Origin of the sequence: Pseudophaeobacter sp. (genome assembly GCF_039971195.1) — a bacterium.
Lineage (GTDB): Bacteria > Pseudomonadota > Alphaproteobacteria > Rhodobacterales > Rhodobacteraceae > Pseudophaeobacter.
In genome coordinates, this window is the sequence record NZ_JBDWPJ010000213.1 from 16,259 (window position 1) to 38,251 (window position 21,993).

The 21,993-nt window shown below is 59.7% G+C and carries 20 protein-coding genes; 13 read left to right on the forward strand and 7 right to left on the reverse strand.

What is annotated here, in order from left to right:
- Positions 1-5 precede the first annotated feature (5 nt).
- Genes nosZ through ABJP42_RS18205 form a run of 6 tightly spaced genes read left to right on the forward strand, consistent with a single transcriptional unit; the run spans position 6 to position 6,336 of the window.
- A complete protein-coding gene (gene nosZ / locus ABJP42_RS18180; RefSeq protein WP_348342911.1) occupies positions 6-1,919 on the forward strand; it encodes a TAT-dependent nitrous-oxide reductase in 1,914 nt (637 codons plus the stop codon).
- 3 nt (positions 1,920-1,922) lie between these two features.
- Positions 1,923-3,182, forward strand: coding sequence for a nitrous oxide reductase family maturation protein NosD (locus ABJP42_RS18185; RefSeq protein WP_348342913.1), 1,260 nt, complete (start codon positions 1,923-1,925; stop codon positions 3,180-3,182).
- Entirely contained in the window at positions 3,175-4,095 is a 921-nt protein-coding gene (locus ABJP42_RS18190; protein ID WP_348342915.1) for an ABC transporter ATP-binding protein, read from the forward strand. The genes ABJP42_RS18185 and ABJP42_RS18190 overlap by 8 nt, the downstream gene beginning before the upstream one ends.
- Positions 4,092-4,913 carry an ABC transporter permease gene (locus ABJP42_RS18195; protein ID WP_348342949.1) on the forward strand — a complete coding sequence of 274 codons (822 nt, stop codon included), beginning with the start codon at positions 4,092-4,094 and terminating at the stop codon, positions 4,911-4,913. Before ABJP42_RS18190 ends, ABJP42_RS18195 begins: the two co-directional genes overlap by 4 nt.
- Positions 4,829-5,443, forward strand: coding sequence for a nitrous oxide reductase accessory protein NosL (locus ABJP42_RS18200; RefSeq protein ID WP_348342917.1), 615 nt, complete (start codon positions 4,829-4,831; stop codon positions 5,441-5,443). Before ABJP42_RS18195 ends, ABJP42_RS18200 begins: the two co-directional genes overlap by 85 nt.
- Positions 5,440-6,336 carry an FAD:protein FMN transferase gene (locus ABJP42_RS18205; protein ID WP_348342919.1) on the forward strand — a complete coding sequence of 299 codons (897 nt, stop codon included), beginning with the start codon at positions 5,440-5,442 and terminating at the stop codon, positions 6,334-6,336. The genes ABJP42_RS18200 and ABJP42_RS18205 overlap by 4 nt, the downstream gene beginning before the upstream one ends.
- A 17-nt stretch (positions 6,337-6,353) precedes the next feature.
- Here the strand turns inward: ABJP42_RS18205 and ABJP42_RS18210 are convergent, their stop codons facing one another.
- From ABJP42_RS18210 to ABJP42_RS18225, 4 genes are read right to left on the reverse strand one after another with little or no spacing between them, the layout of a single operon-like run.
- On the reverse strand, positions 6,354-7,361 hold the full coding sequence (locus ABJP42_RS18210) for an Ldh family oxidoreductase (RefSeq protein ID WP_348342921.1): 1,008 nt from the start codon (positions 7,359-7,361) through the stop codon (positions 6,354-6,356).
- 57 nt (positions 7,362-7,418) lie between these two features.
- Complete coding sequence (locus ABJP42_RS18215) at positions 7,419-8,066, reverse strand: DUF3726 domain-containing protein (protein WP_348342923.1); 648 nt, start codon at positions 8,064-8,066, stop codon at positions 7,419-7,421.
- A gap of 3 nt (positions 8,067-8,069) precedes the next feature.
- Positions 8,070-9,776, reverse strand: a complete 1,707-nt coding sequence (locus ABJP42_RS18220; RefSeq protein ID WP_348342925.1) for a hypothetical protein — start codon at positions 9,774-9,776, stop codon at positions 8,070-8,072.
- A gap of 10 nt (positions 9,777-9,786) precedes the next feature.
- On the reverse strand, positions 9,787-10,767 hold the full coding sequence (locus ABJP42_RS18225; protein ID WP_348342927.1) for a membrane dipeptidase: 981 nt from the start codon (positions 10,765-10,767) through the stop codon (positions 9,787-9,789).
- Positions 10,768-10,906: 139 nt separating this feature from the next.
- Between ABJP42_RS18225 and ABJP42_RS18230 the strand changes: the two genes are divergently transcribed.
- From ABJP42_RS18230 to ABJP42_RS18260, 7 genes are all read left to right on the forward strand, one after another.
- The gene (locus tag ABJP42_RS18230; protein ID WP_348342929.1) at positions 10,907-11,812 is read left to right on the forward strand and encodes a LysR family transcriptional regulator; all 906 of its coding nucleotides are present in this window, start codon (positions 10,907-10,909) and stop codon (positions 11,810-11,812) included.
- A gap of 241 nt (positions 11,813-12,053) precedes the next feature.
- Positions 12,054-13,079: a BMP family protein gene (locus ABJP42_RS18235; RefSeq protein ID WP_348342931.1), complete on the forward strand. Its 1,026-nt coding sequence runs from the start codon at positions 12,054-12,056 to the stop codon at positions 13,077-13,079.
- 15 nt (positions 13,080-13,094) lie between these two features.
- Positions 13,095-14,639 carry an ABC transporter ATP-binding protein gene (locus ABJP42_RS18240; protein ID WP_348342933.1) on the forward strand — a complete coding sequence of 515 codons (1,545 nt, stop codon included), beginning with the start codon at positions 13,095-13,097 and terminating at the stop codon, positions 14,637-14,639.
- Positions 14,629-15,678, forward strand: a complete 1,050-nt coding sequence (locus ABJP42_RS18245) for an ABC transporter permease (protein ID WP_348342935.1) — start codon at positions 14,629-14,631, stop codon at positions 15,676-15,678. The genes ABJP42_RS18240 and ABJP42_RS18245 overlap by 11 nt, the downstream gene beginning before the upstream one ends.
- 1 nt (position 15,679) lies before the next feature.
- Positions 15,680-16,624: an ABC transporter permease gene (locus ABJP42_RS18250; protein ID WP_348342937.1), complete on the forward strand. Its 945-nt coding sequence runs from the start codon at positions 15,680-15,682 to the stop codon at positions 16,622-16,624.
- Positions 16,624-17,904, forward strand: coding sequence for an amidohydrolase family protein (locus ABJP42_RS18255; protein ID WP_348342939.1), 1,281 nt, complete (start codon positions 16,624-16,626; stop codon positions 17,902-17,904). The genes ABJP42_RS18250 and ABJP42_RS18255 overlap by 1 nt, the downstream gene beginning before the upstream one ends.
- 234 nt (positions 17,905-18,138) lie before the next feature.
- Positions 18,139-19,527: an MATE family efflux transporter gene (locus ABJP42_RS18260; RefSeq protein ID WP_348342941.1), complete on the forward strand. Its 1,389-nt coding sequence runs from the start codon at positions 18,139-18,141 to the stop codon at positions 19,525-19,527.
- A gap of 74 nt (positions 19,528-19,601) precedes the next feature.
- Here ABJP42_RS18260 and ABJP42_RS18265 read toward each other — a convergent pair whose 3' ends face one another.
- From ABJP42_RS18265 to ABJP42_RS18275, 3 genes are read right to left on the reverse strand one after another with little or no spacing between them, the layout of a single operon-like run.
- Positions 19,602-20,291: an ABC transporter ATP-binding protein gene (locus ABJP42_RS18265; RefSeq protein WP_348342943.1), complete on the reverse strand. Its 690-nt coding sequence runs from the start codon at positions 20,289-20,291 to the stop codon at positions 19,602-19,604.
- The gene (locus tag ABJP42_RS18270) at positions 20,288-21,052 is read right to left on the reverse strand and encodes an ABC transporter ATP-binding protein (protein ID WP_348342945.1); all 765 of its coding nucleotides are present in this window, start codon (positions 21,050-21,052) and stop codon (positions 20,288-20,290) included. The genes ABJP42_RS18265 and ABJP42_RS18270 overlap by 4 nt, the downstream gene beginning before the upstream one ends.
- Positions 21,045-21,992 (reverse strand): branched-chain amino acid ABC transporter permease, encoded by a 948-nt coding sequence (locus ABJP42_RS18275; protein ID WP_348342947.1) that lies wholly within the window; start codon positions 21,990-21,992, stop codon positions 21,045-21,047. The genes ABJP42_RS18270 and ABJP42_RS18275 overlap by 8 nt, the downstream gene beginning before the upstream one ends.
- Position 21,993: the final 1 nt, after the last annotated feature.

The following is a 21,993-nucleotide window of genomic DNA, read 5'->3' on the forward strand; positions in this document are numbered from 1 at the left end:
ACACCATGTCTGAAGAAGAGAAAACAAACCTCTCCGTAACCCGCCGCGGCCTGCTGGGCGCGACCGCCACCGGCGCAGCCATTGCGGCCACCGGCGTCGGCACCTCGATGATGGGCGCCGCCCCGGCAAAGGCTGCCGGCAATGAGGCCAGCCTGGCCCCGGGTGAGCTGGATGAATACTATGGCTTCTGGTCCTCGGGCCAGACCGGCGAAGTGCGGATCCTCGGCGTGCCATCGATGCGTGAATTCATGCGGATCCCGGTTTTCAATCGCTGCTCTGCCACCGGCTGGGGCCAGACCAATGAATCGCTGAAGATCCTGACCGAGGGCCTGCTGCCCGAGACCAAGGAATTCCTCGCGGCCAATGGCAAGGTCACCTATGATAACGGTGATCTTCACCACCCCCACATGTCTTTCACCGACGGCGCCTATGACGGTCGCTTCTTGTTCATGAACGACAAAGCCAACACCCGCGTGGCCCGTGTGCGCTGTGACGTGATGAAATGCGACAAGATCATCGAGATCCCCAATGCCCATGACATCCACGGCATGCGGCCGCAGAAATACCCGCGCACCGGCTATGTCTTTGCCAATGGCGAGCACGAAGCGCCCTTGGTCAATGACGGCAAAGTGCTAGATGACCCATCACAGTACGTGAACATCTTTACCGCCATCGACGGCGACGAAATGGAAGTGGCCTGGCAGGTGATCGTCTCGGGCAACCTCGACAACACCGATTGTGATTATCAGGGCAAATATGCCTTCTCGACCTCCTACAACTCGGAAATGGGCGTGAACCTGGCCGAGATGACCGAGGCAGAGATGGACCATGTTGTTGTCTTCAACATCAAGGCCATCGAAGAGGCGGTTGCAGCTGGCAACTACCAAGAGCTCAAGGGTGCCAAGGTGGTAGACGGTCGCAAGGGTGCCCCCGGCAACCTGACACGCTATATCCCGATCCCCAACTCGCCCCATGGTGTGAACGCAGCTCCTGACAAACGTCACATCATGATCAACGGCAAGCTCTCGCCCACCGTTTCGGTGATCGATGTTGAAAAAGTCGATGCGCTGTTCAATGACAACGCCGATCCGCGTTCCGCCATCGTGGCAGAGCCAGAGCTGGGTCTTGGCCCGCTTCACACTGCTTTTGACAACAAAGGTCAGGCCTATACCACCCTGTTTCTCGACAGCCAGGTGGTGAAATGGGATATCGCCAAGGCCATCGAAGCCTATGCCGGTAGCGACGTGGATCCGATTGTTGAAAAGATTGATGTGCACTACCAGCCTGGCCATAACTCCACCTCTATGGGGGAGACCGCCGAGGCCGACGGTAAATGGCTGATTTCGATGAACAAGTTCTCGAAGGACCGGTTCCTGAACGTGGGCCCGCTCAAGCCTGAGAACGAGCAGCTGATCGATATCTCCGGCGACAAGATGAAGGTGGTCCACGATGGCCCGACCTTTGCCGAACCCCACGACAGCATCATCGTGCACCGTTCCAAGGTGAACCCGGTCAATGTCTGGGATCGCAATGATCCGATGTGGGCCGAAGCCCGCGCCCAGGCCGAGGCAGATGACATCGATCTGGACGATTATCAGGACAGCGTCATCCGCGATGGCAACAAGGTCCGTGTCTATATGTCCAGCCAGGCGCCGAACTTCAGCCTCGAAAGCTTTACCGTGAAGCAGGGCGATGAGGTCACCATCTATGTCACCAACCTGGATGATATCGACGATCTGACCCACGGCCTTTGCATGGCCAACTATGGTGTCGCCATGGAAGTCGGCCCCCAGGCCACCGCCTCGGTCACCTTTATCGCCGAACGTCCTGGCGTTCACTGGTACTACTGCCAGTGGTTCTGCCACGCGCTGCACATGGAAATGCGCGGCCGGATGTTTGTCGAACCCCGCGGAGCCTAAGCGATGCGTTGGCTCCTGCTCACAGCAGCTCTGTTGATCGGTGGAGGCGCAAGCGCTGCCGATTGGCAGGTCCCTAACAGGGCCGGAGCCATTGCTGATGCGCTCAAACAGGCGGCGGACGGAGATACCCTCCGTCTGGCGCCTGGCACCTACTTTGAAAACCTAAATCTCGACCGCCCAGTCACGCTGGACGGTCAGGGCCATGCCACCATTGACGGCGGCAACATGGGCAGCACCATCACCGTGACCGGCCCCGATGTGGTGGTTCAGGGCCTCACCGTGCAGGGTTCCGGATCGGATCACGAGACTATCGACAGCGGCATTCAGCTAACCAAAACGGCCATGGCGCCCATCATCCGCGACAATATTCTGCTGGGCAATCTTTATGGCGTGGACATTCACGGCGCCCGTGATGCGCTAGTCGCAAATAATGTGATCGAGGGCCGTCAGGACCGCCACATGAACATGCGCGGCAATGGCGTCTATGTCTGGAACGCCCCCGGCGCCATTGTCGAAGGCAATGACATTCGTTGGGGCCGCGACGGTGTTTTTGTAAACTCCTCCAAACACAATATCTTTCGCGACAACCTGTTTCGCGATCTGCGCTTTGCCGTCCACTACATGTATGCCGACAACTCCGAAGTCTCGGGCAATGTTTCGATCGGCAACCACCTGGGCTATGCGGTGATGTTCTCCACCCGCGTCAAGGTCACAGACAATGTCTCTTACAATGACCGCGACCACGGGGTGATGCTGAACTACACCAACAAGGGCGTGATCCGGGGCAACTACGTGAAAGGTGCCAAGAACAAATGCACTTTCCTCTACAATTCACACAAGAACGATTTCTCAGATAACTGGTTCCAGGGCTGTGGCATCGGCATTCACTTTACCGCCGGCAGCGAGGGCAACCGCATGGTCGGAAATGCCTTTGTTGGCAACCGCCATCAGGTCAAATATGTTGCCTCCAAATGGGTCGAATGGTCCGAAGAGGGACGCGGCAACTACTGGTCCGACAATGCAGGGTTTGATGTCGATGGTGATGGCATCGCCGACAGCCCCTATCGTCCCAACGACAGCATGGACCATGTACTCTGGACTCAGCCCGCTGCCAAAATGTTGATGGGCTCTCCGGCGGTACAACTGGTACGCTGGTCGCAATCGACCTTTCCCGCCCTGCTTCCTGGCGGGGTGATCGACAGCAGCCCCCTGATGCGACCGGTGAAACCCGAAGTCGCCAACAAGGTTGAAAATGATGGATAACACAGCCACCCAGTCGGGCCAAAGCCCGGTGCTGGAGATCAAGAGCCTCGACAAGTTTCGCGGCAAGACCCAGGTGCTGCAGGGAATTGATCTGAGCGTCAAAGCCGGTGAACGGCTTGCTCTTTTGGGTCACAACGGCGCTGGTAAATCCACTCTGATCAAGGCAGTTCTGGGGCTGATCCAGACTGAGGGCGGCAGCATCAGTATCTGCGGCGCGGCCCCCGGCAGTGCGGCGGCCCGCGCCAATACGGCCTTTCTGCCCGAAGCGGTCAGCTTTCACCCCGCGCTCACCGGCCATGAACAGCTTTCGACCTTTGCCCGGTTGATTGGCGAGAAGGCAGATATTCCCGGCCTGCTGCACCGCGTTGGGCTAGGCGAGGCAATGCATCGGCGCATCGGCGCCTATTCCAAGGGCATGCGCCAGCGGCTTGGTCTGGCACAGGTGCTGCTGGGTCGCCCCAAACTGGCCCTGCTCGATGAACCCACCAGTGGGCTCGACCCGATCTCGCGGCAGGATCTCTATGCCATCATCGACGAGTTGGCAGGCCATGGCACAGCCGTGCTGATCGCCAGCCATGCCCTGACCGAGGTGGAGGCCCGTACCGACCGCATCGCCATCCTGCGCAAAGGCGTCAAGGTCGCGGATGACACGCTGAGCGACCTTTCACGCAAAGCTGGCTTGCCGGTAAAGCTGCGGGTGCGCGCAACCGAGGCCGAGGCCGACCAGATCGCCCAGCAAACCGGCGGACGCCGGATCAATGGTGCCTCGGTCGAGATCCTCTGTGCACCACAGGACAAGATGAGCGAGTTGCGCCGCCTGGCAGCGCTTGGTGATGTGGTGGTTGATATCGATATGATGCCGCCTCGGCTCGAAGATCTCTACCGCCACTACTCCAATGAAGGAGTGAACTGATGCGTATCCTTGCCATTTTCCGCACCGAGATGCTGATCCTGCGGCGCAATCTCTGGATTTTTGTGGCCACGCTGATCATGCTGGCCTTTGCTCTGGCCTTGTCTTTTGCCGGCTCCGCCCCCACCGGATCACTGGGCGTTGATATGCTCACGGTTTCAGTGGCCTCGATGACAACCCTATCGGTCTATCTGGCGCCGCTTTTGGCGCTGATGATGGGGTTTGACGCCATCGCAGGCGATCGGGATCGCGGCTCGCTGGCGCTTTTGCTGACCTATCCTGCTGGACGCGGAGAGATCCTCGCCGGGAAGTTCCTTGCCCATCTTGCCGCCCTCAGCATTGCCATGGGGATCGGCTTTGGCGCTGCCGGGGCAACAGCGGCCTGGTTTGGCGGGGCAGGAGCTGAAAGCCTGATGGCGCTGGCCCGTCTGGTGCTGACTTCAATTCTGTTGGGCGCAGTGTTTCTGGTGCTAGGCTATGCCATCTCGGCACTGGCAGGCAGCACCACCGCAGCTGCCGGTCTCTCTGCCGGGCTCTGGCTTGTCTTTGTGGTTCTTTACGATCTGGCGCTGCTCGGGGCCGTGGTGATGGACAGCGACGGCAGCTTTACCCAGACGATCTTTCCCTGGGTCATGGTGGCCAACCCAGCCGATGCTTTCCGGCTGTGGAATATCGCCGCCTCTGAAAGCGTTGCCCTGACCAGCGGCATGGCTGGCGCTGCCGCCACCCTGCCCACATGGGCCGCCCCGCTGTCCCTACTGGCCTGGCCAATCGTAGGATTTCTGCTGGCCCGCGCCGCATTCAGAAAGGTAGAACCGTGAGACCCTTTGCCCTGCTGCCCCTTTTGGCAGTGCTCACCCTGCCACTGGTAGCCTGTCAGGAAGAAGAGGCACAACTGCCGCCTGCGCCGGTCGCATTGACCCAGAGCGCGCTCAGTTATTTTTGCCAAATGAACATCTCCGAACATGGTGGCCCCAAGGGCCAGGTTCATCTGAACGGCTTTCCGGCACCGCTATTCTTTGCCCAGGTGCGCGATCTGGTGGCCTATCTCAAAGGCCCCGAGCGCGAGGCGGATATCACCGCAGTTTATGTCAGCGATATGGGTATCGCTCCCAGCTGGGCGGCGCCAGGTATAGATAACTGGATCCTGGCCGATGAGGCATTTTTTGTCATCGAGAGCAATGTCGCTGGCGGCATGGGCGCGCCAGAGATCGTCCCCTTTGCCAGGGCAGAAGATGCCGAAGAATTTGCCGCCCGCTATGGTGGCACTGTCACATCACTGGCGCAGATGCCGGCTGAAACAGCCCTGGGACCCGTAGACCTAGACCAAGCATTGGAGACCCCCTCATGACCACTGCCCTTTCCCGTCGTAGGTTCCTCAGCATATCTGCAGCTGTCATCGCTGCAGGCCCCGCCGCAGCCGCTAGCGAGAAAAGCGCCCGCTGGCAGGGCCGTGCCATGGGCGCACCTGCGCAGATGGTGATTTCGGGCTTGGATCAGGCTGCTGCCGCACCGCTATTTGCGCGTGTGGAAGCGGAATTGCTGCGACTGGAGAAGATCTTCAGCCTGTTTCACCCCGGCTCGCAACTGACCCGTCTCAACACGGCAGGCCATCTCACCGCTCCTGCCCCAGAATTGCTGGATGTGCTGAGTCTTTCGGCCAGTTTGAATGCCGCCACAAAGGGTGCCTTTGACCCGACGGTGCAGCCACTCTGGCAGGCGCTGGCACTGGGCCAGGACATTCCAAACCCCGTTGTCGGCTGGCAATTTGTCTCCTTCGACAGTACCGAAGTGCGCCTGCAGCGCCCTGAAATGGCGCTGACGCTCAACGGTATTGCGCAGGGCTATATCACTGACCGGGTGGCGGGTCTGTTGCGCTCCGCAGGTCTGCAGGATGTGCTGCTGGATATGGGCGAAATTGCTGCCCTGGGCCAGCGTCCCGATGGCAGTGCCTGGCAGGTCGGGGTCGCGACCCCAGATGGCGAGCTGCGCTCAAAACTCACCTTGTCCGATCGTGCGCTGGCCACCTCGGCAGCGGCGGGAACCCTGGTGGGGGATGCACAAAGCCATATCCTTGACCCGCAGACCGGAAAAGGCGCAGAACCGACCCGCCTTGTTTCCGTGAGCGCACCGCGGGCGGCGCTGGCGGACGGGCTGTCAACCGCATTGTGCCTGCTGCCAAAGGCGGCAGGCCCGAAGGTGATCCGGCAGTTTGAAGGGGCAAAACTGGAATACAGCGCCTAAGACAGAGGTCTAACCTCTCACAACAAGGCGCGGAGTTTTTCCAGCGTTGCGACACTCACCGCAACGCCATCGCGTGCGGCGCGAGTCCGGGCAGAGGCACGTCCATCCCCTGGCAACCGCGCGCCCTCCTGATCGCGGATCGAAGCCACCAGCGTCGCAATCCTTTCGCCAAATCCGCCCTCCGCCGTAACATCAGGATCTATGGCGATGAAAAACTGGCCGGTCTTGGGCGGGCCACCAACAGGACCAGAGAAGGGGCTGGCCTCGGTCCCCAATGAAGCGCCTGTCATTGCGGCGGCCATCATCTCGACCATCAGGGCAATTCCTACCCCCTTGTAGCCGCCCGACGGCACCATCGATCCTTTAAGGCCTGCCTCTGGGTCTGTGGTTGGATTGCCCTCTGCGTCCAAAACCCAGCCCCTCGGCAGTGCTTTGCCCTCGCGGGCATGTTTCATCACCTCACTTTTGGCGATGGTACTGGCGGATTGGTCGATCAGCACCAATGCCTCGCCATCGCCGCCCGGTGCCGCGATAGATATCGGGTTGGTTCCAAGCACCGGTTTGGCCCCGCCCGAGGGCGCAATCGAGGCTGGTGCATTGGTAAAGCCAATCCCCAACAGACCTGCCTGCGCCAGACGCTGGGTATGCACGCCCAGAACGCCACAATTGTAGGAGTTCTTGATGGCCAGCACCGCTACACCCTGGCTGCGTGCAGCCGGAATCAGTTCAGTAAAGCCCTTATTGATGGCCGCATGGGCAAATCCGGTCGCCGCATCCACCGCAACAACGCCGGGACGTGGTTGGCTCAGCACCGGCAGCGCCTTGCCGTCTACCTTGCCGCAGGCCACATGGCCTGCGTAGATCGGCACATAGGCCAGCCCATGCGAGGCCACGCCGTCAGCCTCTGTCATCGCCGTGGCCAGCGCCAAGGGGCGCGCGTTTTCCGGCGCGGTGCCCGTCGCCACCAGGGCGTCATATGCGAGGGCTTCGATTTCGGTCAAGCTGAGGGTTTCAGTGGCGGTCATCTCGCGCTTTCCTTTTGTAGCGGTTGCTGAACCAGGCTGGTCTGGCCCGGGCTCAAATCACTCATTGTCATCCAGGTCTGCGCCCGCCCCCAGCAGGCGCGAGCTTTCAGTGGCTGGGGCATAGGTGCGACGGGCAAACTCCGCGAGCTGCGCCCAGGCCTGCACTGAAACCTCAGCGCGCTGAACCGGCGCCACTGGCCCCTGCATCTCGGCAGGGGCGGCACAGATCACCCGCCGGGCCCGATCAGAGAGAAGGGCCTTACGATCACCCTGAGCGCAAAGGCGCTGCCCATCGGTTGCAAACTGAGCCCCCTGCCAAGAAACCGAAACAGGCTGCCCCAATCGCAGGGCCGCCCCGCCCGCGAAAGGCACTGCCAAAAGTGGAAAACAGAGGTTCTCCATCTCGATCTCCTGCCCGGCCGCCATCCGCATGGCGCAGTCGCTCATGGCGGCCCCTGCAATTAGTGAGCTCATCCGCCCAGCCGGCGCCTTCCAGCAGCCCTCTAGCGTAGCAGGCGAAAAATCCACTGCTGGCAAACGATCGTTCAAGGTCAGCAGACCAGCCAGCAGTTCCACCCCCGGAAAGCTAAAGGCCGAAAGCCAGCGGGTGCCTTTCGCCGCCTCTTCTGCCAACCCCCAAGCAAGGCCCGCGCCGCGCGCCGCACGTTTGCTCATGGCCTCGATTTCATTCAGCGAATGGCTCACGGCTCAGCCCTCCTGCTGCTCAGGATAGACCCAGAAATCTCCGTCCCGTGCTGACAGTTCTTCGGGATAGGGCGCATTGCCATACATGCAGATCCGCACCCAACGATCCGAGCGGGGATCAAAATGCATCGCTCCAAAAAAGGCCAGCTTGCAGCGCAACATGTCGATGGGAAGCACAGTGTCAGAGATGGTATTGTCGCGGATCTCCGCATAGGGCGCGCGATTGGCAATCTGGGCACGGCGCACCGAATGGCGGTGTTCCGGGTGGCGTAGCAGAAACTCTGCAATTGGTGTTTCCCCTGGCCAATGCGCCAAAGCAGCAAAGAGTTGCGACGCATCCCGACCCGGCGCCAGAGGTTGTTCGTATTGTTCAATGGGCTCTTCAAAACGTTGCCCCAAGCGCGGCTCCAACTTCTCTTCTGAGACATACCAGGCGCGCGCTGTATTGGCAGGCAGCTTCCAATCGGTATCAAGCGCCCAGCCATAGATCTGTTGCAGTACCTCGCGCAGCCGAGCCACGGTCATGGCACCAGCAATGCGGAAGGTGGCGGTATTGTCAGCAGATAGTTCACCCGCCAGATCGTCCACCAAATCGCCATAGGGTTCCAACATCAGAGAGACCAACCATTCCTGGCCTTCAACCGATAGGACCTTGGTGCTCCACCGGTAAAGCCCGTCCCAGGGATAGGGCTGCGCCAGGCCTCTGTCTGCCAGCCTCTTTGCGATCAAGGCAACGTCCCCGGTCAGCGCCGTGAGTTTCTCGCGTTGTGCACCATGTTCAGAACGCCAATTGACCACTGACAGGCGATTGCGGGCAAAAAGATCCTGAAAACAGGCAATCTCCGCCGGGCGAGCGACGGCGAGGCTCCGCACCCGTTGCAAAGCCTGTTCGCGGGCGGAGACCCAATTGCTGAACAAGACAGGATGGTTCAACAGGAAAGGCGCCATGCCCAGCCCGGTTGAGTTGCCGATGCCCAGGCTGCGGGCCAGAGCCGGCCCCAGTTGAGCGGCAGTTTTACCGGCCCCATCTGCACGGGCATTGGCCATATGCTGCACCAGGTCCCGCACAAAGGCGCGGGTCAAATAGACCGAGAGCATTTCGACCTGGAACGGCGCGGTGAATTCTGCGCGCTCCGCAATCATCTCACGATCCGCAGCTCCGAGCTTTCCAGAGCCGTAAACCGCAGTGGTGCGCATCAGATAACCAACGGCTTCGATCTGGTCGGCATCCGGTTGCTGACCTGCGGCCAGGCTGGAGACCATATGTTCCCAAAGCCGCACCGAGCGATTGGCGCGCGACACCGAAAGCTCAGCGCCTGTCACGCGTCCGGCCTCTTGCAGCGGAACATTCTGCGCCAGTCGGGTGATATCCTCGGCCGTAGGAATGCCATCAAACAGCGTGAAGGTGCAGTCCCAGGCCTCGGCGATGACCCGGTCCGAGCGTTGTTCAGCTGGCAGATCATGCGCAAATGCCACCAGCGAATAGCTGTGATCTGGTCCGTGCGCGCTATAGACCGCATGGCCAATCCCAGCGGCATCGATATCAATTACTGGGCGGTCAAAGCGCCAGTTCTCGCGCTTCATCCGGCGGGTCAAGATCCGCATGAAAGACAGGCGTGACTGATGAAAGCAACCAAGACGGGACAGGCGCATCACGATGGAAGGATCCCGCAGCGCGGGGAGCTCCCTGGTGTCTTGAACGTCGCTCATGCCACCTCCTCTATGGGTCACTTACCGGACCAAAGCTGTCACCAAAGAACCGGTACCAATTCCCACCCATGATCCCGTCGACCTCGGCCTGGCTAAGCCCCGTGGCCTTTAGCCCGGTCTCCAGCGTGCCAAAATCCCGGTTGTCCTGGAACCAGCCCGGCATCGGCGGAAACCCAGGCGCAGCAGCAGAGCCTTCGCCATAGTCTATCTCTTTGCTCCAGCGCCCCACGCGCATCCATTCGACAACGCTATCAGGCTGATCCTGACACAAATCGCTGCCAATCCCGAGATGCTCCGCCCCGAATTTTTCTGCCGATCGGGCGACCATCTCGCAAAACTTATCGAGTGTGCAGTTGGATTTATCCTTCAGGTGATGCGGATAGAGGGAAAACCCCAGCATCCCCCCACTTTGGGTCACGGCGCGGATCACGTCATCCTTTTTGTTGCGCAGCGCTGGTGACCAATCATAGGGGTTGGCATGGGTGATCGCGATGGGGCGCTCAGAAATCTCTGCCGCCTCGATGGTGGAGCGATCGCCAGAGTGGCTCATATCTATGACCAAACCAACCCGGTTCATTTCCTTGATCACCTGCCGCCCCATGCGGGTGATGCCGCTATCATAGGACTCGTAGCATCCCGTCGCCAGCAGGGATTGGTTATTATAGGTGAGCTGCATGAAACGCGCGCCCAATGTATGCAAGATTTCAATCAGGCCAATGTCATCTTCCATCGGGCTGGGGTTTTGAAACCCAAAGAACACTGCCGTGCGACCTGTCGCTCGAGCCCTGCCAATATCAGAGGCCCATTGGCCCTTCATGATCAGTTCCGGGTATTGCTCAAACCAGCGGTTCCATTGCTCAAAGTTCAGAACCGTTTCGCGGAAATTCTCGTGATAGGCGATGGTAACCTGAACCGCATCCACGCTTCCCTCGCGCAGCTGGCGAAAGATCTTTTCCGACCAATTCGCATATTGCAGACCATCAATCCACATCAGATATCAAAGCCTCGTGAAGTTCGCACACCCGTCAAATCCCTGAATGGTCAGCCTGCAGTTGCCTGCATTCCTTATGGACTTCCACCAAAACTTCACTCAAACTCAAATTGATTAATCTAATTTCAGGAAAACTGAAATGTCGATCAAAATTGAAATGCTACGCTGTTTTGCGGTGGTGGCCCGCTGTGGCAAACTGAGCGAGGCCGCCGCGCAACTGGGCCGGACACCTTCGGCTATTTCAATGATGCTCAAACAGCTAGAGGGGCATCTGGGCGAGCCACTGTTTGAAACCGATCGCAAAAACAAGCTAAGCCCTCTGGGTGCCTTTGTGCTGGAGCAGGCGGAACATGAGCTGCGCCAGTTCGACAGCACCGTTCAAATCATCGAAGACTATGCCAAGGCGCGACAAGGACGGGTGCGACTTGCAGCGGTGCCGTCGCTTGCAGGATCCATTCTGCCGCAGGCAATTCTGAGCTATTCCAATAACTTTCCTGAGGTGAAGATTGAGCTGCGGGACATGGACTCGGCCTCGGTCCTGCGTGAGCTGGCACGGGAACGGGTCGACATAGGCCTCGCCACGGCCGACCAATATGCGGGGAACCTGCATCGCCAGGAATTGCTGTCAGATGAATTTGGCCTGGTCTGCCCCCCCGACCATCCGCTGGCCCAACTGGGGCGCGCGCTGTCCTGGGAAGATCTTTTGCCGCATCGCTTTATTGCCAATGCGCTTTCGGCCCAGATCGCGGCAGAGGCATCTCAGCAACTGCATGAAAACGCCCTTTTGAAAGTCCATAACATGGCGTCCATTTTGGCTATGGTACAGGCAGGGCTTGGCGTCTCCCTTCTGCCGGAAATGACCGCCAGGCTGGTGAGGACCTCTGGGCTTTTGTTCTGTCCACTGGCTGATACCACAGCCCGTCGTCAGATTCAGCTGCTGCGCAAAGCAGGCAATCCGGTCTCGCCCGCAGCGCGAGAGCTGGAACGACAAATCCTTGCCACGGTAAAAGAGCTGCACCCCACGGCCCCGACATTCAGCCCCTAGGGGACCCAACAAAAAGCGCTGGCGACCTGCTCTGCTCACTGTTGTCTCCAAATCCCCAAAAATGGAAATTTGTGCATCTGGCGCACATTTTCCCAAATCACAAACTGGCATGATCAAAAATTGATCAATCTTCCCAAGATGCTATGAAATTTGGGAAAGCTTCCTTGCCTTGCGGGTGCGAAATTTTTACCCTTTGGACAAGATCTGCAAAGGATCGGGTTTTCAACACGGGGGAAATTACATGACCAAATCCACTTTGGGCGCGCCGTCGCGCCGTCATTTTCTGACCACCAGCGCCGCTGCGGCCCTGACCGCGGGCGTCGCGCTCTCCCCGGCCAAGCTGCTGGCAGCAGAGCCAATCAAAGTCGCCGCCATTTACACTGTGCCGGTCGAACAGCAATGGGTCAGCCGCATCCATGTCGCCGCATTGGCAGCACAGGAACGTGGCGACATCAGCTATACCTATTCCGAGAACACTTCGAACTCTGACTACTCTCGCGTGATGCGTGAATATGCCGAAAGCGGCCACACCATGATCATCGGTGAGATATTTGGGGTCGAGGCCGAGGCCCGCGAAGTCATGGCGGACTATCCAAATATCGCCTTCCTGATGGGCTCATCCTTCAAAGAAGACGCTGCCGTTCCAAACCTTTCGGTCTTTGACAACTACATTCAGGATGCGGCCTATCTTTCTGGCATCATCGCCGGGGCAATGTCCAAAACCGGCAATATCGGCATGGTTGGTGGCTTCCCCATCCCCGAGGTGAACCGCCTGATGCATGCCTTCATGTCCGGCGCCCGCGAAATGAACGCCGAAATGAAGTTCCAGGTCTCCTTCATTGGCTCCTGGTTTGATCCGCCCAAGGCCAAGGAAACTGCCTTTGCCATGGCTGAAAACGGTGCCGATGTGCTTTATGCTGAACGTTTTGGCGTCTCTGACGCCGCCAAGGAAAAGGGCCTTCTGGCGATCGGCAATGTGATCGACACTCAGTCTGATTACCCCGAGACCGTTGTGGCCTCGGCTATCTGGCACTTTGAGCCCACGCTGGACGCGGCCATTGCTGCCGTCAAAGGCGGGACATTCACGGCCAAGGACTACGGCCCCTATTCCTTCATGGCCAAAGGTGGCTGCTCTTTGGCGCCCTATGGCACCTTTGAGGGCAAGATCCCGCAGGCAGCGCTGGATCTGGTGGCTCAGCGCACCCAGGCGATCAAGGATGGCTCTTACACGGTGGCCATCAACGATGATGAGCCCAAATCCTCGTGATCCGGGCCTGATCGCATGAACACGAATACAGAGGCGCAGGTTGTCCTGCGCCTTCAAGGTATTACCAAGTGCTTTGGTCCAGTGACGGCCAATGAGGATGTCAGTTTTGACCTGCATCGCGGTGAGGTCATCGCCCTGCTGGGCGAAAACGGCGCGGGCAAGACCACGCTGATGAATATCCTCTTTGGCCAATACACCGCTGATGCCGGCGCGGTCGAACTGTTCGGACAGCCCCTGCCCTCCGGTGCACCCCGCGCAGCGCTGGATGCGGGCGTCGGCATGGTGCATCAGCATTTCACCCTGGCCGACAATCTGACGGTCTGGGAAAACATCGTTTTGGGTGTTGATCACCTCTCCGCTCTGTCGCTGAAACCGCGACTGGTCAAGGCGCGCATTCGCACCCTGTCGGAACAATTCCACCTCAAGGTCGATCCAGATGCCAAGGTTGGACGCCTGACCGTAGGCGAACGCCAGCGGGTCGAGATCCTCAAGGCACTGTACCGCGACGCCAAGATCCTGATCCTGGATGAGCCCACTGCTGTGCTCACGCCGCAGGAAGCTGAGGCGCTATTTGCCACCCTGCGCGAGGCCATTGCGACGGGCCTTTCGGTGATCTTTATCAGCCATAAATTGCACGAGGTCATGGCGATCTCGCATCGCGTTCTGGTCCTGCGCCATGGCAAATTGGTCGCCGAACGCGCCACAGATGCCACAAATCGCGAAGAGCTGGCCGCGCTGATGGTCGGATCCGAGGTCACAGCCCCCAGCATCGAAACCCGCGCGCCCGGCCCGGCTCTCTTGAAGCTGTCAAAGGTCTCAACGCCTGATCATGGCGCTGCACCTGGGCTGAAATTGCTCGACCTCACCCTAGCGGCTGGACAGATCACCGGGTTGGCCGGGGTTTCCGGCAATGGCCAGGCGGCGCTCTCAAACCTATTGTCCGGACTGATCAGCCCGACAACTGGCGAGATGGAACTTGCAGGCAGCCCGGTCAAGACCTGGTCCGCCCGCAGTGCCATCGCCAAAGGCATTGCCCGCATTCCTGAAGACCGGCACAAAACCGGCACCATTGCCGATTTTGACCTCACTGAAAACGCCATTCTGGAAACCTATGCCAGCCGGTTCAGCCGCCGCGGCTGGATGGACTGGGCCCGCGCCCGCGCCTTTACCAAGGAGCTGATCCAGACCTATGACGTGCGCTGCCCCGGTCCTGATATCCGCATTCGCCTGCTCTCGGGAGGCAATATGCAAAAGCTGATCCTGGGCCGTGTGCTGGAAGAGGCGCCGCAGATCATTCTCGCCAATCAACCCGTTCGGGGCCTGGACATTGGCGCGGTGAACTATGTGCATGGGGAACTGGCTAAGGCCCGTGACCGAGGTGCCGCTGTTCTGCTTATTTCCGAGGATCTAGATGAAATCATGCAATTGTCCGATGTGATCCATGTGATTTCCGAGGGCCGTCTCAGCCCCGGGTTTGCCCGTGGCAGCATGAAACCTTCTGAGCTAGGCGCTTGGATGGCTGGCCATGGTTTTGACGCGGAGGCCCCTGATGCGGCTTGAACCTATTGCGACGCCTACCACCGCGCGGCGTATTGTGCCGCCAATGCTGGCGATTGCCGCAACCTTTCTGGTCGCTGCCATTCTGGCGATGATCGCCGGCGGCAATCCCTTTGCGGTCTTTGGCCTGATCCTCACCGGCGCCTTTGGCTCAAAATTTGCCCTGCTGGAGACCCTGAACAGCGCCACGCCGCTGATTTTCACCGGGCTGGCCATCGCCGTCGCCTTTCGCGCCAAACTGTGGAACATCGGCGCCGAGGCGCAGCTCTATGCAGGGGCGGTGCTCACGGTGATCCTGGGCACCGGGGCGCTTGGTCTGCCAATCTACCTCATGCTGCCGCTTTGCGCCCTTGCCGCCATGCTGGCCGGAGCCACCCTGCTGCTTGGACCTGCCCTGCTCAAAACCCGGCTGGGTGTTGATGAGGTGGTGACCACTATGTTGTTCAACTTCATTTTCCTGCTCTTTGTCTCTTTCCTACTCGAAGGGCCGCTGAAAGATCCCATGGGCATGGGCTGGCCAAAATCCTCGCGCCTGATCCCTGAGGCCCGCCTGCCCCGCATCGTTGAGGGGCTGCGGCTGCACTGGGGCTTTGCCCTGGCGCTTATTTCGGCACTGCTGGTCTGGGTGATCAACACCCGCACCACATTGGGATACGAGATGCGCGCAGTGGGTCAAAATGCCGAGGCTGCAGGGTTTGCCGGTATTCCGGTGACCCGCGTAATTCTGAAAACGGCGCTGCTTTCTGGCGGGCTGGCTGGGCTGGCGGGATTCTCCGAGGTCTCGGGCCTCAAAGGTGCGCTGACGCTCGATCTGAGCCCCGGCTTTGGCTACACCGGTATCGTGGTGGCCATGCTAGCGCTGTTGCACCCCTTGGGCGTGGTGGTTGCGGCGCTCTTTGTCGCTGCGATCTTTGTTGGTGCCGACAGTATGAGCCGCGCTGTAGGCGTGCCGAGCTATATCGCCGATATCATGTTGGCCTCGGCGCTGTTGTTCATGGTGCTGGCAATTCTGCTGACCAAATTCCGCGTGCGGAGAGACTGATATGGATCTGTTTGATATTCTGCTCTCTGCCAGTTTTTGGGCCGCTGCTATTCGCATCGCGTCACCGCTGATCTTTGCCACCCTGGGGGAGCTAATCTGCGAACGCGCCGGGGTGCTGAACCTTGGCATCGAAGGCATCATGGTGTCCGGCGCCTTTGCCGGCTGGATCGCGGTCTGGGGCGGCTTGCCGCTTTGGGGTGGTGTCGCCGTTGCGATGATCACCGGCATGATGTTGGGGCTGGTGCACTCCATCCTCAGCGTGCCCTTTGGCCTGTCACAACATGTGGTGGGCATTGGCCTCACCCTACTGGCCACCTCGCTCACCTTCTACACCTATCGCGTAGTCCTGCCCGAGGTGTCGTCCCCGCCCAAGATCACCGCTTTTCAACCCTACGAGATCCCGCTGCTGTCGGATCTGCCACTGGTTGGCCCGGCGCTGTTTTCGCAGACACCCCTGACCTATGCTGGCTTTCTCCTCGCCGCGCTCACGGCGCTGGTGCTCTATCGCACGCCATTGGGGCTGGCGGTGCGCGCCGCAGGCGAAAACCCGTCAGCTGTGGCTGCGCAGGGGCTTTCGGTCACCGCTATTCGCATGGGCGCGGTCACAGTAGGATCTGGGTTCATGGCTGTGGGCGGGGCATTCCTTACGCTGTCGGCTTTTGACAGTTTCTTCTTTGACATGGTCAACGGGCGCGGCTGGATTTGCATTGCCCTGGTGGTTTTTGGAGCCTGGAAACCCGGTAAGGCCGTTCTGGGCGCCATCCTGTTTGCCGCCTTTGACGCCTTGCAAATCCGCCTGCAACAGACCGGGATCGGCGCCGTTGTGCCCTATCAGGTCTTTCTGATGATGCCCTATTTCCTGTCCATTCTGGCCCTGGTGGTGATGTCCCGCCGCGCCGAAATTCCCGCAGCCCTCATGGTGCCGTTCAATAAGGGAGAGAGATGATGTTTGATCTGCTGATCAAGGGCGGCACTCTGCCCGATGGATCCAAACAGGACATTGCCATCACTGGCGACCGGATTGCGGCCATCGAGCCAAGAATTGAAGCCGAGGCAGGCGAAGTCATTGACGCAACAGGCGATCTCGTCGCGCCACCTTTTGTTGATCCGCATTTCCACCTGGATGCAACGCTGTCCTATGGGCTGCCACGGGTGAATGCCTCTGGCACGCTGCTCGAAGGGATCTCACTTTGGGGCGAACTGCGCGATCAGGCCACCGTGGAAGAGATGGTCGAACGGGCCCTCACCTATTGCGACTGGGCTGCCAGCCTCGGGCTATTGATCATTCGCAGCCATGTGGACACCACACCGGATCACCTCAATACCGTGACGGCCATGCTGGAAGTGCGCGAAAAGGTCAAAGACTACATCGACCTGCAACTGGTCGCCTTTCCGCAGGATGGGCTTTATCGCAGCCCGACGGGACGCGATAACCTGTTGCGGGCGCTGGACATGGGCGTCGAGGTGGTGGGCGGCATTCCGCATTTCGAACGCACCATGGCGGAAGGCGCGGCCTCGGTCAAAGATCTCTGCGAGATCGCCGAAGCGCGGGGCCTGATGGTGGATATGCATTGCGATGAGAGCGACGATCCGCATTCGCGCCATATCGAAACCCTCGCCTATGAGGCCCAGCGCCTGGGGTTGCAGGGCCGGGTTGCGGGATCACATCTGACCTCGATGCATTCGATGGACAACTACTATGTCTCCAAGCTGCTGCCACTGATCGCCGAGGCCGGGGTGTCGGCCATCCCTAACCCGCTGATCAATATCGTGCTGCAGGGACGTCATGACACCTATCCCAAACGCCGTGGGCTGACCCGGGTGAAAGAGATGCAGGCACTTGGCATTGCCGTTGGCTGGGGGCAGGACTGCGTGCGCGATCCCTGGTACAGCCTTGGCACCGGCGACATGCTGGATGTGGCCTTTATGGGGCTGCACGTGGCGCAGATGACCCACCCGGAAGAGATGGCCCGCTGCTTCACCATGGTAACCGAAACCAACGCCCAGATTGTTGGCGCCCAGGACTACGGGCTGAAAGTCGGCTCCCAGGCCTCGCTGGTGGTGCTGGATGCCGCCAACCCGACTGAGGCCGTGCGCCTGCGCCCTGCCCGGCTGGCCGTTGTGGCAAAGGGCAAGGTGATCGCCCGGTCTGCACGCGGAGATGCAGATCTGTCGCTGCCCGGTCGACCCGGTTCTGTCAGACGGCGACACGCTCCAGGCGCCTGAAGCCCCCTCTGGCGCGCCTGGCGGGAAACGGCCCAAAGCAGTTTGCGCAACAGGCTTGACCAGAAATCAATTGCGGCCTACCCAAGGGGCAGGCTGCAGAGGCCTGCCACCCGCTGACGCTTTGTCTTGGTAAATCTCTGTGACGTCCAATGACGATCTCCTTTCCGCCAATCGCGCGGATGGCAATGCGGGTCCCATCTTCACCTAAGCGATTTGATTTGAGGGATATGGGATATGTCTGACGCCCCCACAAATACGTTCACCAATGGTCCATTGGGAACCATCTACCTAAAAACCGCCCTGCCGATCATTCTGGTCATGGGCATGAATGGCCTGCTGTCGGTGACGGATGCACTGTTCCTTGGCATTTATGTCGGGCCAGAGGCACTGGCCGCCGTCACCCTAATGTTTCCAATCTATATGCTGATCGTGGCGCTTTCGACCCTGGTTTCCAACGGCATGTCCAGCCTGCTGGCGCGGGCCTTTGGCGCCGAGGACCTAGCCCGCGCGCGCGAGATCTATGCCGGTTCCCACGGTCTGGCGCTTGCCCTTGGGTTGGCGCTCATTACCTTGTTTTTGTTCCTAGGCTACCCCATGGCGCTTCTGGTTGCTGGCGGTTCCCAAGAGCTGGCTCAGATGGGGCTTATCTATCTGCGCATCACCGTGCTTTTCTCGCCGCTGTTGTTTGTCTTGTCAGTCAACTCTGATGCGCTGCGCAACGAAGGGCGGGTTGGTTTCATGGCGGCGATGAGCCTGCTGGTCTCGGTTGCCAATATCGGCTTCAACTATGTGCTGATTGCCCTTTTGGATATGGGGGTTGCCGGGTCGGCCTATGGCACGGCAACCGCACAGGCGCTGGCCTTTGCGATCATCCTTGGCTTTCGCCTGGTTGGGGCAACTGCGCTGCGCCCGGCGACCCTACTGAGGTTTTCGCTGTTGGGCTTTTGGGGGCGCATTCTCGCATTGGGTGCCCCACAAAGCCTCAACTTCATCGGGCTGGCACTTGGATCGGCAGCGATCATCACGGCGCTGCAGTGGTTTGGCGGGGCAAATTACCCGGATACGGTTTCCGCCTACGGGATCATCACCCGGGTGATCACCTTTGCCTTCCTGCCGCTTTTGGGCCTGTCCTTTGCCATGCAGACAATCACAGGAAACAACTACGGGGCTGAGCATTGGCAGCGGTCAGATGCCAGCCTGCGTATCGCTCTGGTCTCTGCCTTTGTCTATTGCACATTGGTTCAGGTGCTGGTGATGAGCCTGCCTTCAGAGATCGCGGGAGCCTTTGTCGAAGACCAAGCTGTCATTGCCGAGGTGGCCCGTATACTGCCAGTGATGACCTGCGTCTTTTTCCTGATGGGGCCTTTGATGATAATGGCGAGCTATTTTCAGGCCATCGGCTCCGCTACCAAGGCCGCCATTCTGGGGCTGAGCAAGACCTATGCCTTTGCCATCCCGCTGACCTTTTTGCTGCCGCTGTACTTTGGTGAGATTGGCGTCTGGTACGCCGGACCACTGGCCGAGGTGATGCTCTGCGCCCTGACCGTGCTGGTGCTGTGGAAGCTGGCACGGGACAAGCAACTGCAATGGGGCCTGTTTCATCGGGCTTCATCCAAACCCTAACTAACCTCAGCCCCTAAAACGGCCATAGGCACATACAGTGCCTATGGCGCTTGCCTCGCCTACATACGCCTTCCCTAGACGCCAAGGAAACGATCCGTCAACTCCGGCGTCAGCTCCCCCATGCCGCCAGACCAAACAGATTCGCCCTTGTTCAGGATCACTGCTTTGTCCGCAACCTGGGCCAGTTCCTTCAAGGTTTTGTCCACCACCAGAATGGACATGCCGGTCTGGGATTTCAGCTGCGCAATCGCGGCCCAGATCTCTTGCCGCACCACCGGGGCCAGGCCTTCAGTCGCTTCATCCAAGATCAACAGGCGCGGATTGGTCATCAGGGCGCGACCAATCGCCAGCATCTGTTGCTCGCCCCCCGAAAGGGAAGCGGCCTTTTGATCGCGCCGCTCGGCCAGGCGCGGGAACAGCCCCGCCACCCGGTCAAAATCCCAATCCCCAGGACGAGCCGCTGCGGTCAGGTTTTCCTCTACGGTCAAGGGCGCAAAACAGCGGCGCCCCTCGGGCACCAGGCCAACCCCCAGCCGGGCAATCCGATGCGACTTCATCTGGCGCAGATCGAACCCAGAAAATTGCAGCTCCCCGCCCGAGGCCGCCAGCATGCCGCAAATCACCTTGATCGTGGTGCTTTTGCCCATGCCATTGCGCCCCATCAGCGCCAGAACCTCCCCTTCACCAATGGAGAGATCCACGCCAAACAGGGCCTGTGAAGGGCCATAGGAGGCTTTGAGCCCCTGAACATTCAAAAGGCTCATGCCAGCTCCTCCTCCCCAAGGTAGGCGCGGCGCACCTCTGGATTATTGCGGATCTCATCTGCGGTGCCGGTGGCAATGACGGTGCCATAGACCAGTACTGAAATACGATCAGCGAGCGCAAAAACTGCATCCATATCATGTTCTACAAGCAGGATTGGCGCCTCGTGACGCAGGGTGTCCAGGAACCCGGTTAGATCCTTGGATCCACTGGCCCCAAGCCCTGCCATGGGTTCATCCATTAGGAATAAACGTGGTTTCAGAGTCAGGGCCACGGCCACCTCCAGCTGACGCCGCTGGCCATGGGACAGACCAGCCGTACGCTGCTGCGCAGCCTGTTCCAGCCCAACACGTGACAGTGCCTCATGGGCGGTCTGCAAAAGATCCGTGTCTTTCATCACATTTCGAAACAGGCCAAGCCCGCCGCCACGGGCGCGCCGTGCCCCCAACGCGCCGAGGACCACATTCTGCAACACAGAGAATTCCATCGCCAAAGAGGAAATCTGGAAGGTCCGCCCCAGCCCCATGCGGGCGCGCGCCACGGTATCCAGCGCGGTGACATCCTGCCCCAACACTTCGATGCGGCCCGCGTCGGGCTGCAGCCCGCCTGAGATCTGTTTGATCAGGGTGGATTTGCCAGCCCCATTGGGACCGATCAGCGCATGGATTTCGCCCGGTCGCAGATCCAGCGACACATCATTGCTGGCCTTCAGCGCTCCGAAGCTTTTGCTCAGGTTTTCAACCTTCAGAACCGGATCAGTCATGCGCCACCTCCCGGCCCAGCAGGGCGCCAATCAATCCACCGCGAGCAAAAAGCACCATGCCCAGCAGCAAAAGCCCGAGGAAGATCTGCCAATATTCACTGACTCCACCCAGAATATGTTCGAGCAGAATGTAAACAGCGGCCCCGACCAATGGACCATAGAGCCGCCCGACCCCGCCCAGGATGACAAAGATCATGATCTCACCACTGGTATGCCAGCTCAGCATCGTTGGGCTCACAAACCGGTTGAGATCAGCAAACAGTGCCCCTGCCAGACCGGTGATGGCACCCGAGATTACAAAAGCCAGGAGCCGCAGCTTGAAGGGGGCCAGGCCCACAGTCTCCACCCGTTCCTCGGTTTGGCGCGCCGCCGACAGCGCCAAACCAAAAGCGGATTGGGCCAGCCGCGAAGAGATCCAGAGTGTCAGACAGAGGATCACAAAGGCCACGGCAAAGAACTGGATCGGATCGAGGGTGTTCACCCCCGGCATCTCGTTGCGAACCCAGATCGACAGGCCGTCTTCGCCACCATAGGCCGACCAGCTGATGGCAAAATAATAGAGCATCTGACCAAAGGCCAAGGTGATCATGATGAAGTAAACGCCCGAGGTGCGTAAGGAAAGCGCCCCGATCACCAGCGCAGCAGCCGCACTGGCCAGCACCGCCACCAACCAGATCAGTGGCATCTGATTGCTGCCTTCAAACAGGAATGGCCAGGCAAACAGCGGCTCATAGTTCTGCGCATGGGAGGCCAGAATGCCCATAGCATAGCCCCCGATGCCAAAGAAGGCCGCATGGCCCAGGCTGACCAACCCTCCAAGACCCAAGGCGATGTTCAGCCCTACACCAGCCAGCGCCAGGATGGCCACCTTGGTGGCCAGGGTGATGACAAAGGGTTCGTCCAATTGCCAGGCCAGCAGCGGCACCGCCAACAGCGCCAAC

Bases quoted from the DNA above. Each gene is read 5' to 3' on its own strand.
- ABJP42_RS18240 (WP_348342933.1), top strand. From the start codon at position 13,095: ATGAACACGAATACAGAGGCGCAGGTTGTCCTGCGCCTTCAAGGTATT.
- ABJP42_RS18235 (WP_348342931.1), top strand. From the start codon at position 12,054: ATGACCAAATCCACTTTGGGCGCGCCGTCGCGCCGTCATTTTCTGACC.
- ABJP42_RS18250 (WP_348342937.1), top strand. From the start codon at position 15,680: ATGGATCTGTTTGATATTCTGCTCTCTGCCAGTTTTTGGGCCGCTGCT.
- ABJP42_RS18205 (WP_348342919.1), top strand. From the start codon at position 5,440: ATGACCACTGCCCTTTCCCGTCGTAGGTTCCTCAGCATATCTGCAGCT.
- ABJP42_RS18270 (WP_348342945.1), bottom strand. From the start codon at position 21,052: ATGACTGATCCGGTTCTGAAGGTTGAAAACCTGAGCAAAAGCTTCGGA.
- ABJP42_RS18230 (WP_348342929.1), top strand. From the start codon at position 10,907: ATGTCGATCAAAATTGAAATGCTACGCTGTTTTGCGGTGGTGGCCCGC.
- nosZ (WP_348342911.1), top strand. From the start codon at position 6: ATGTCTGAAGAAGAGAAAACAAACCTCTCCGTAACCCGCCGCGGCCTG.
- ABJP42_RS18200 (WP_348342917.1), top strand. From the start codon at position 4,829: ATGGGCCGCCCCGCTGTCCCTACTGGCCTGGCCAATCGTAGGATTTCT.
- ABJP42_RS18210 (WP_348342921.1), bottom strand. From the start codon at position 7,361: ATGACCGCCACTGAAACCCTCAGCTTGACCGAAATCGAAGCCCTCGCA.
- ABJP42_RS18225 (WP_348342927.1), bottom strand. From the start codon at position 10,767: ATGTGGATTGATGGTCTGCAATATGCGAATTGGTCGGAAAAGATCTTT.
- ABJP42_RS18185 (WP_348342913.1), top strand. From the start codon at position 1,923: ATGCGTTGGCTCCTGCTCACAGCAGCTCTGTTGATCGGTGGAGGCGCA.
- ABJP42_RS18245 (WP_348342935.1), top strand. From the start codon at position 14,629: ATGCGGCTTGAACCTATTGCGACGCCTACCACCGCGCGGCGTATTGTG.
- ABJP42_RS18260 (WP_348342941.1), top strand. From the start codon at position 18,139: ATGTCTGACGCCCCCACAAATACGTTCACCAATGGTCCATTGGGAACC.
- ABJP42_RS18190 (WP_348342915.1), top strand. From the start codon at position 3,175: ATGGATAACACAGCCACCCAGTCGGGCCAAAGCCCGGTGCTGGAGATC.
- ABJP42_RS18220 (WP_348342925.1), bottom strand. From the start codon at position 9,776: ATGAGCGACGTTCAAGACACCAGGGAGCTCCCCGCGCTGCGGGATCCT.
- ABJP42_RS18265 (WP_348342943.1), bottom strand. From the start codon at position 20,291: ATGAGCCTTTTGAATGTTCAGGGGCTCAAAGCCTCCTATGGCCCTTCA.
- ABJP42_RS18255 (WP_348342939.1), top strand. From the start codon at position 16,624: ATGTTTGATCTGCTGATCAAGGGCGGCACTCTGCCCGATGGATCCAAA.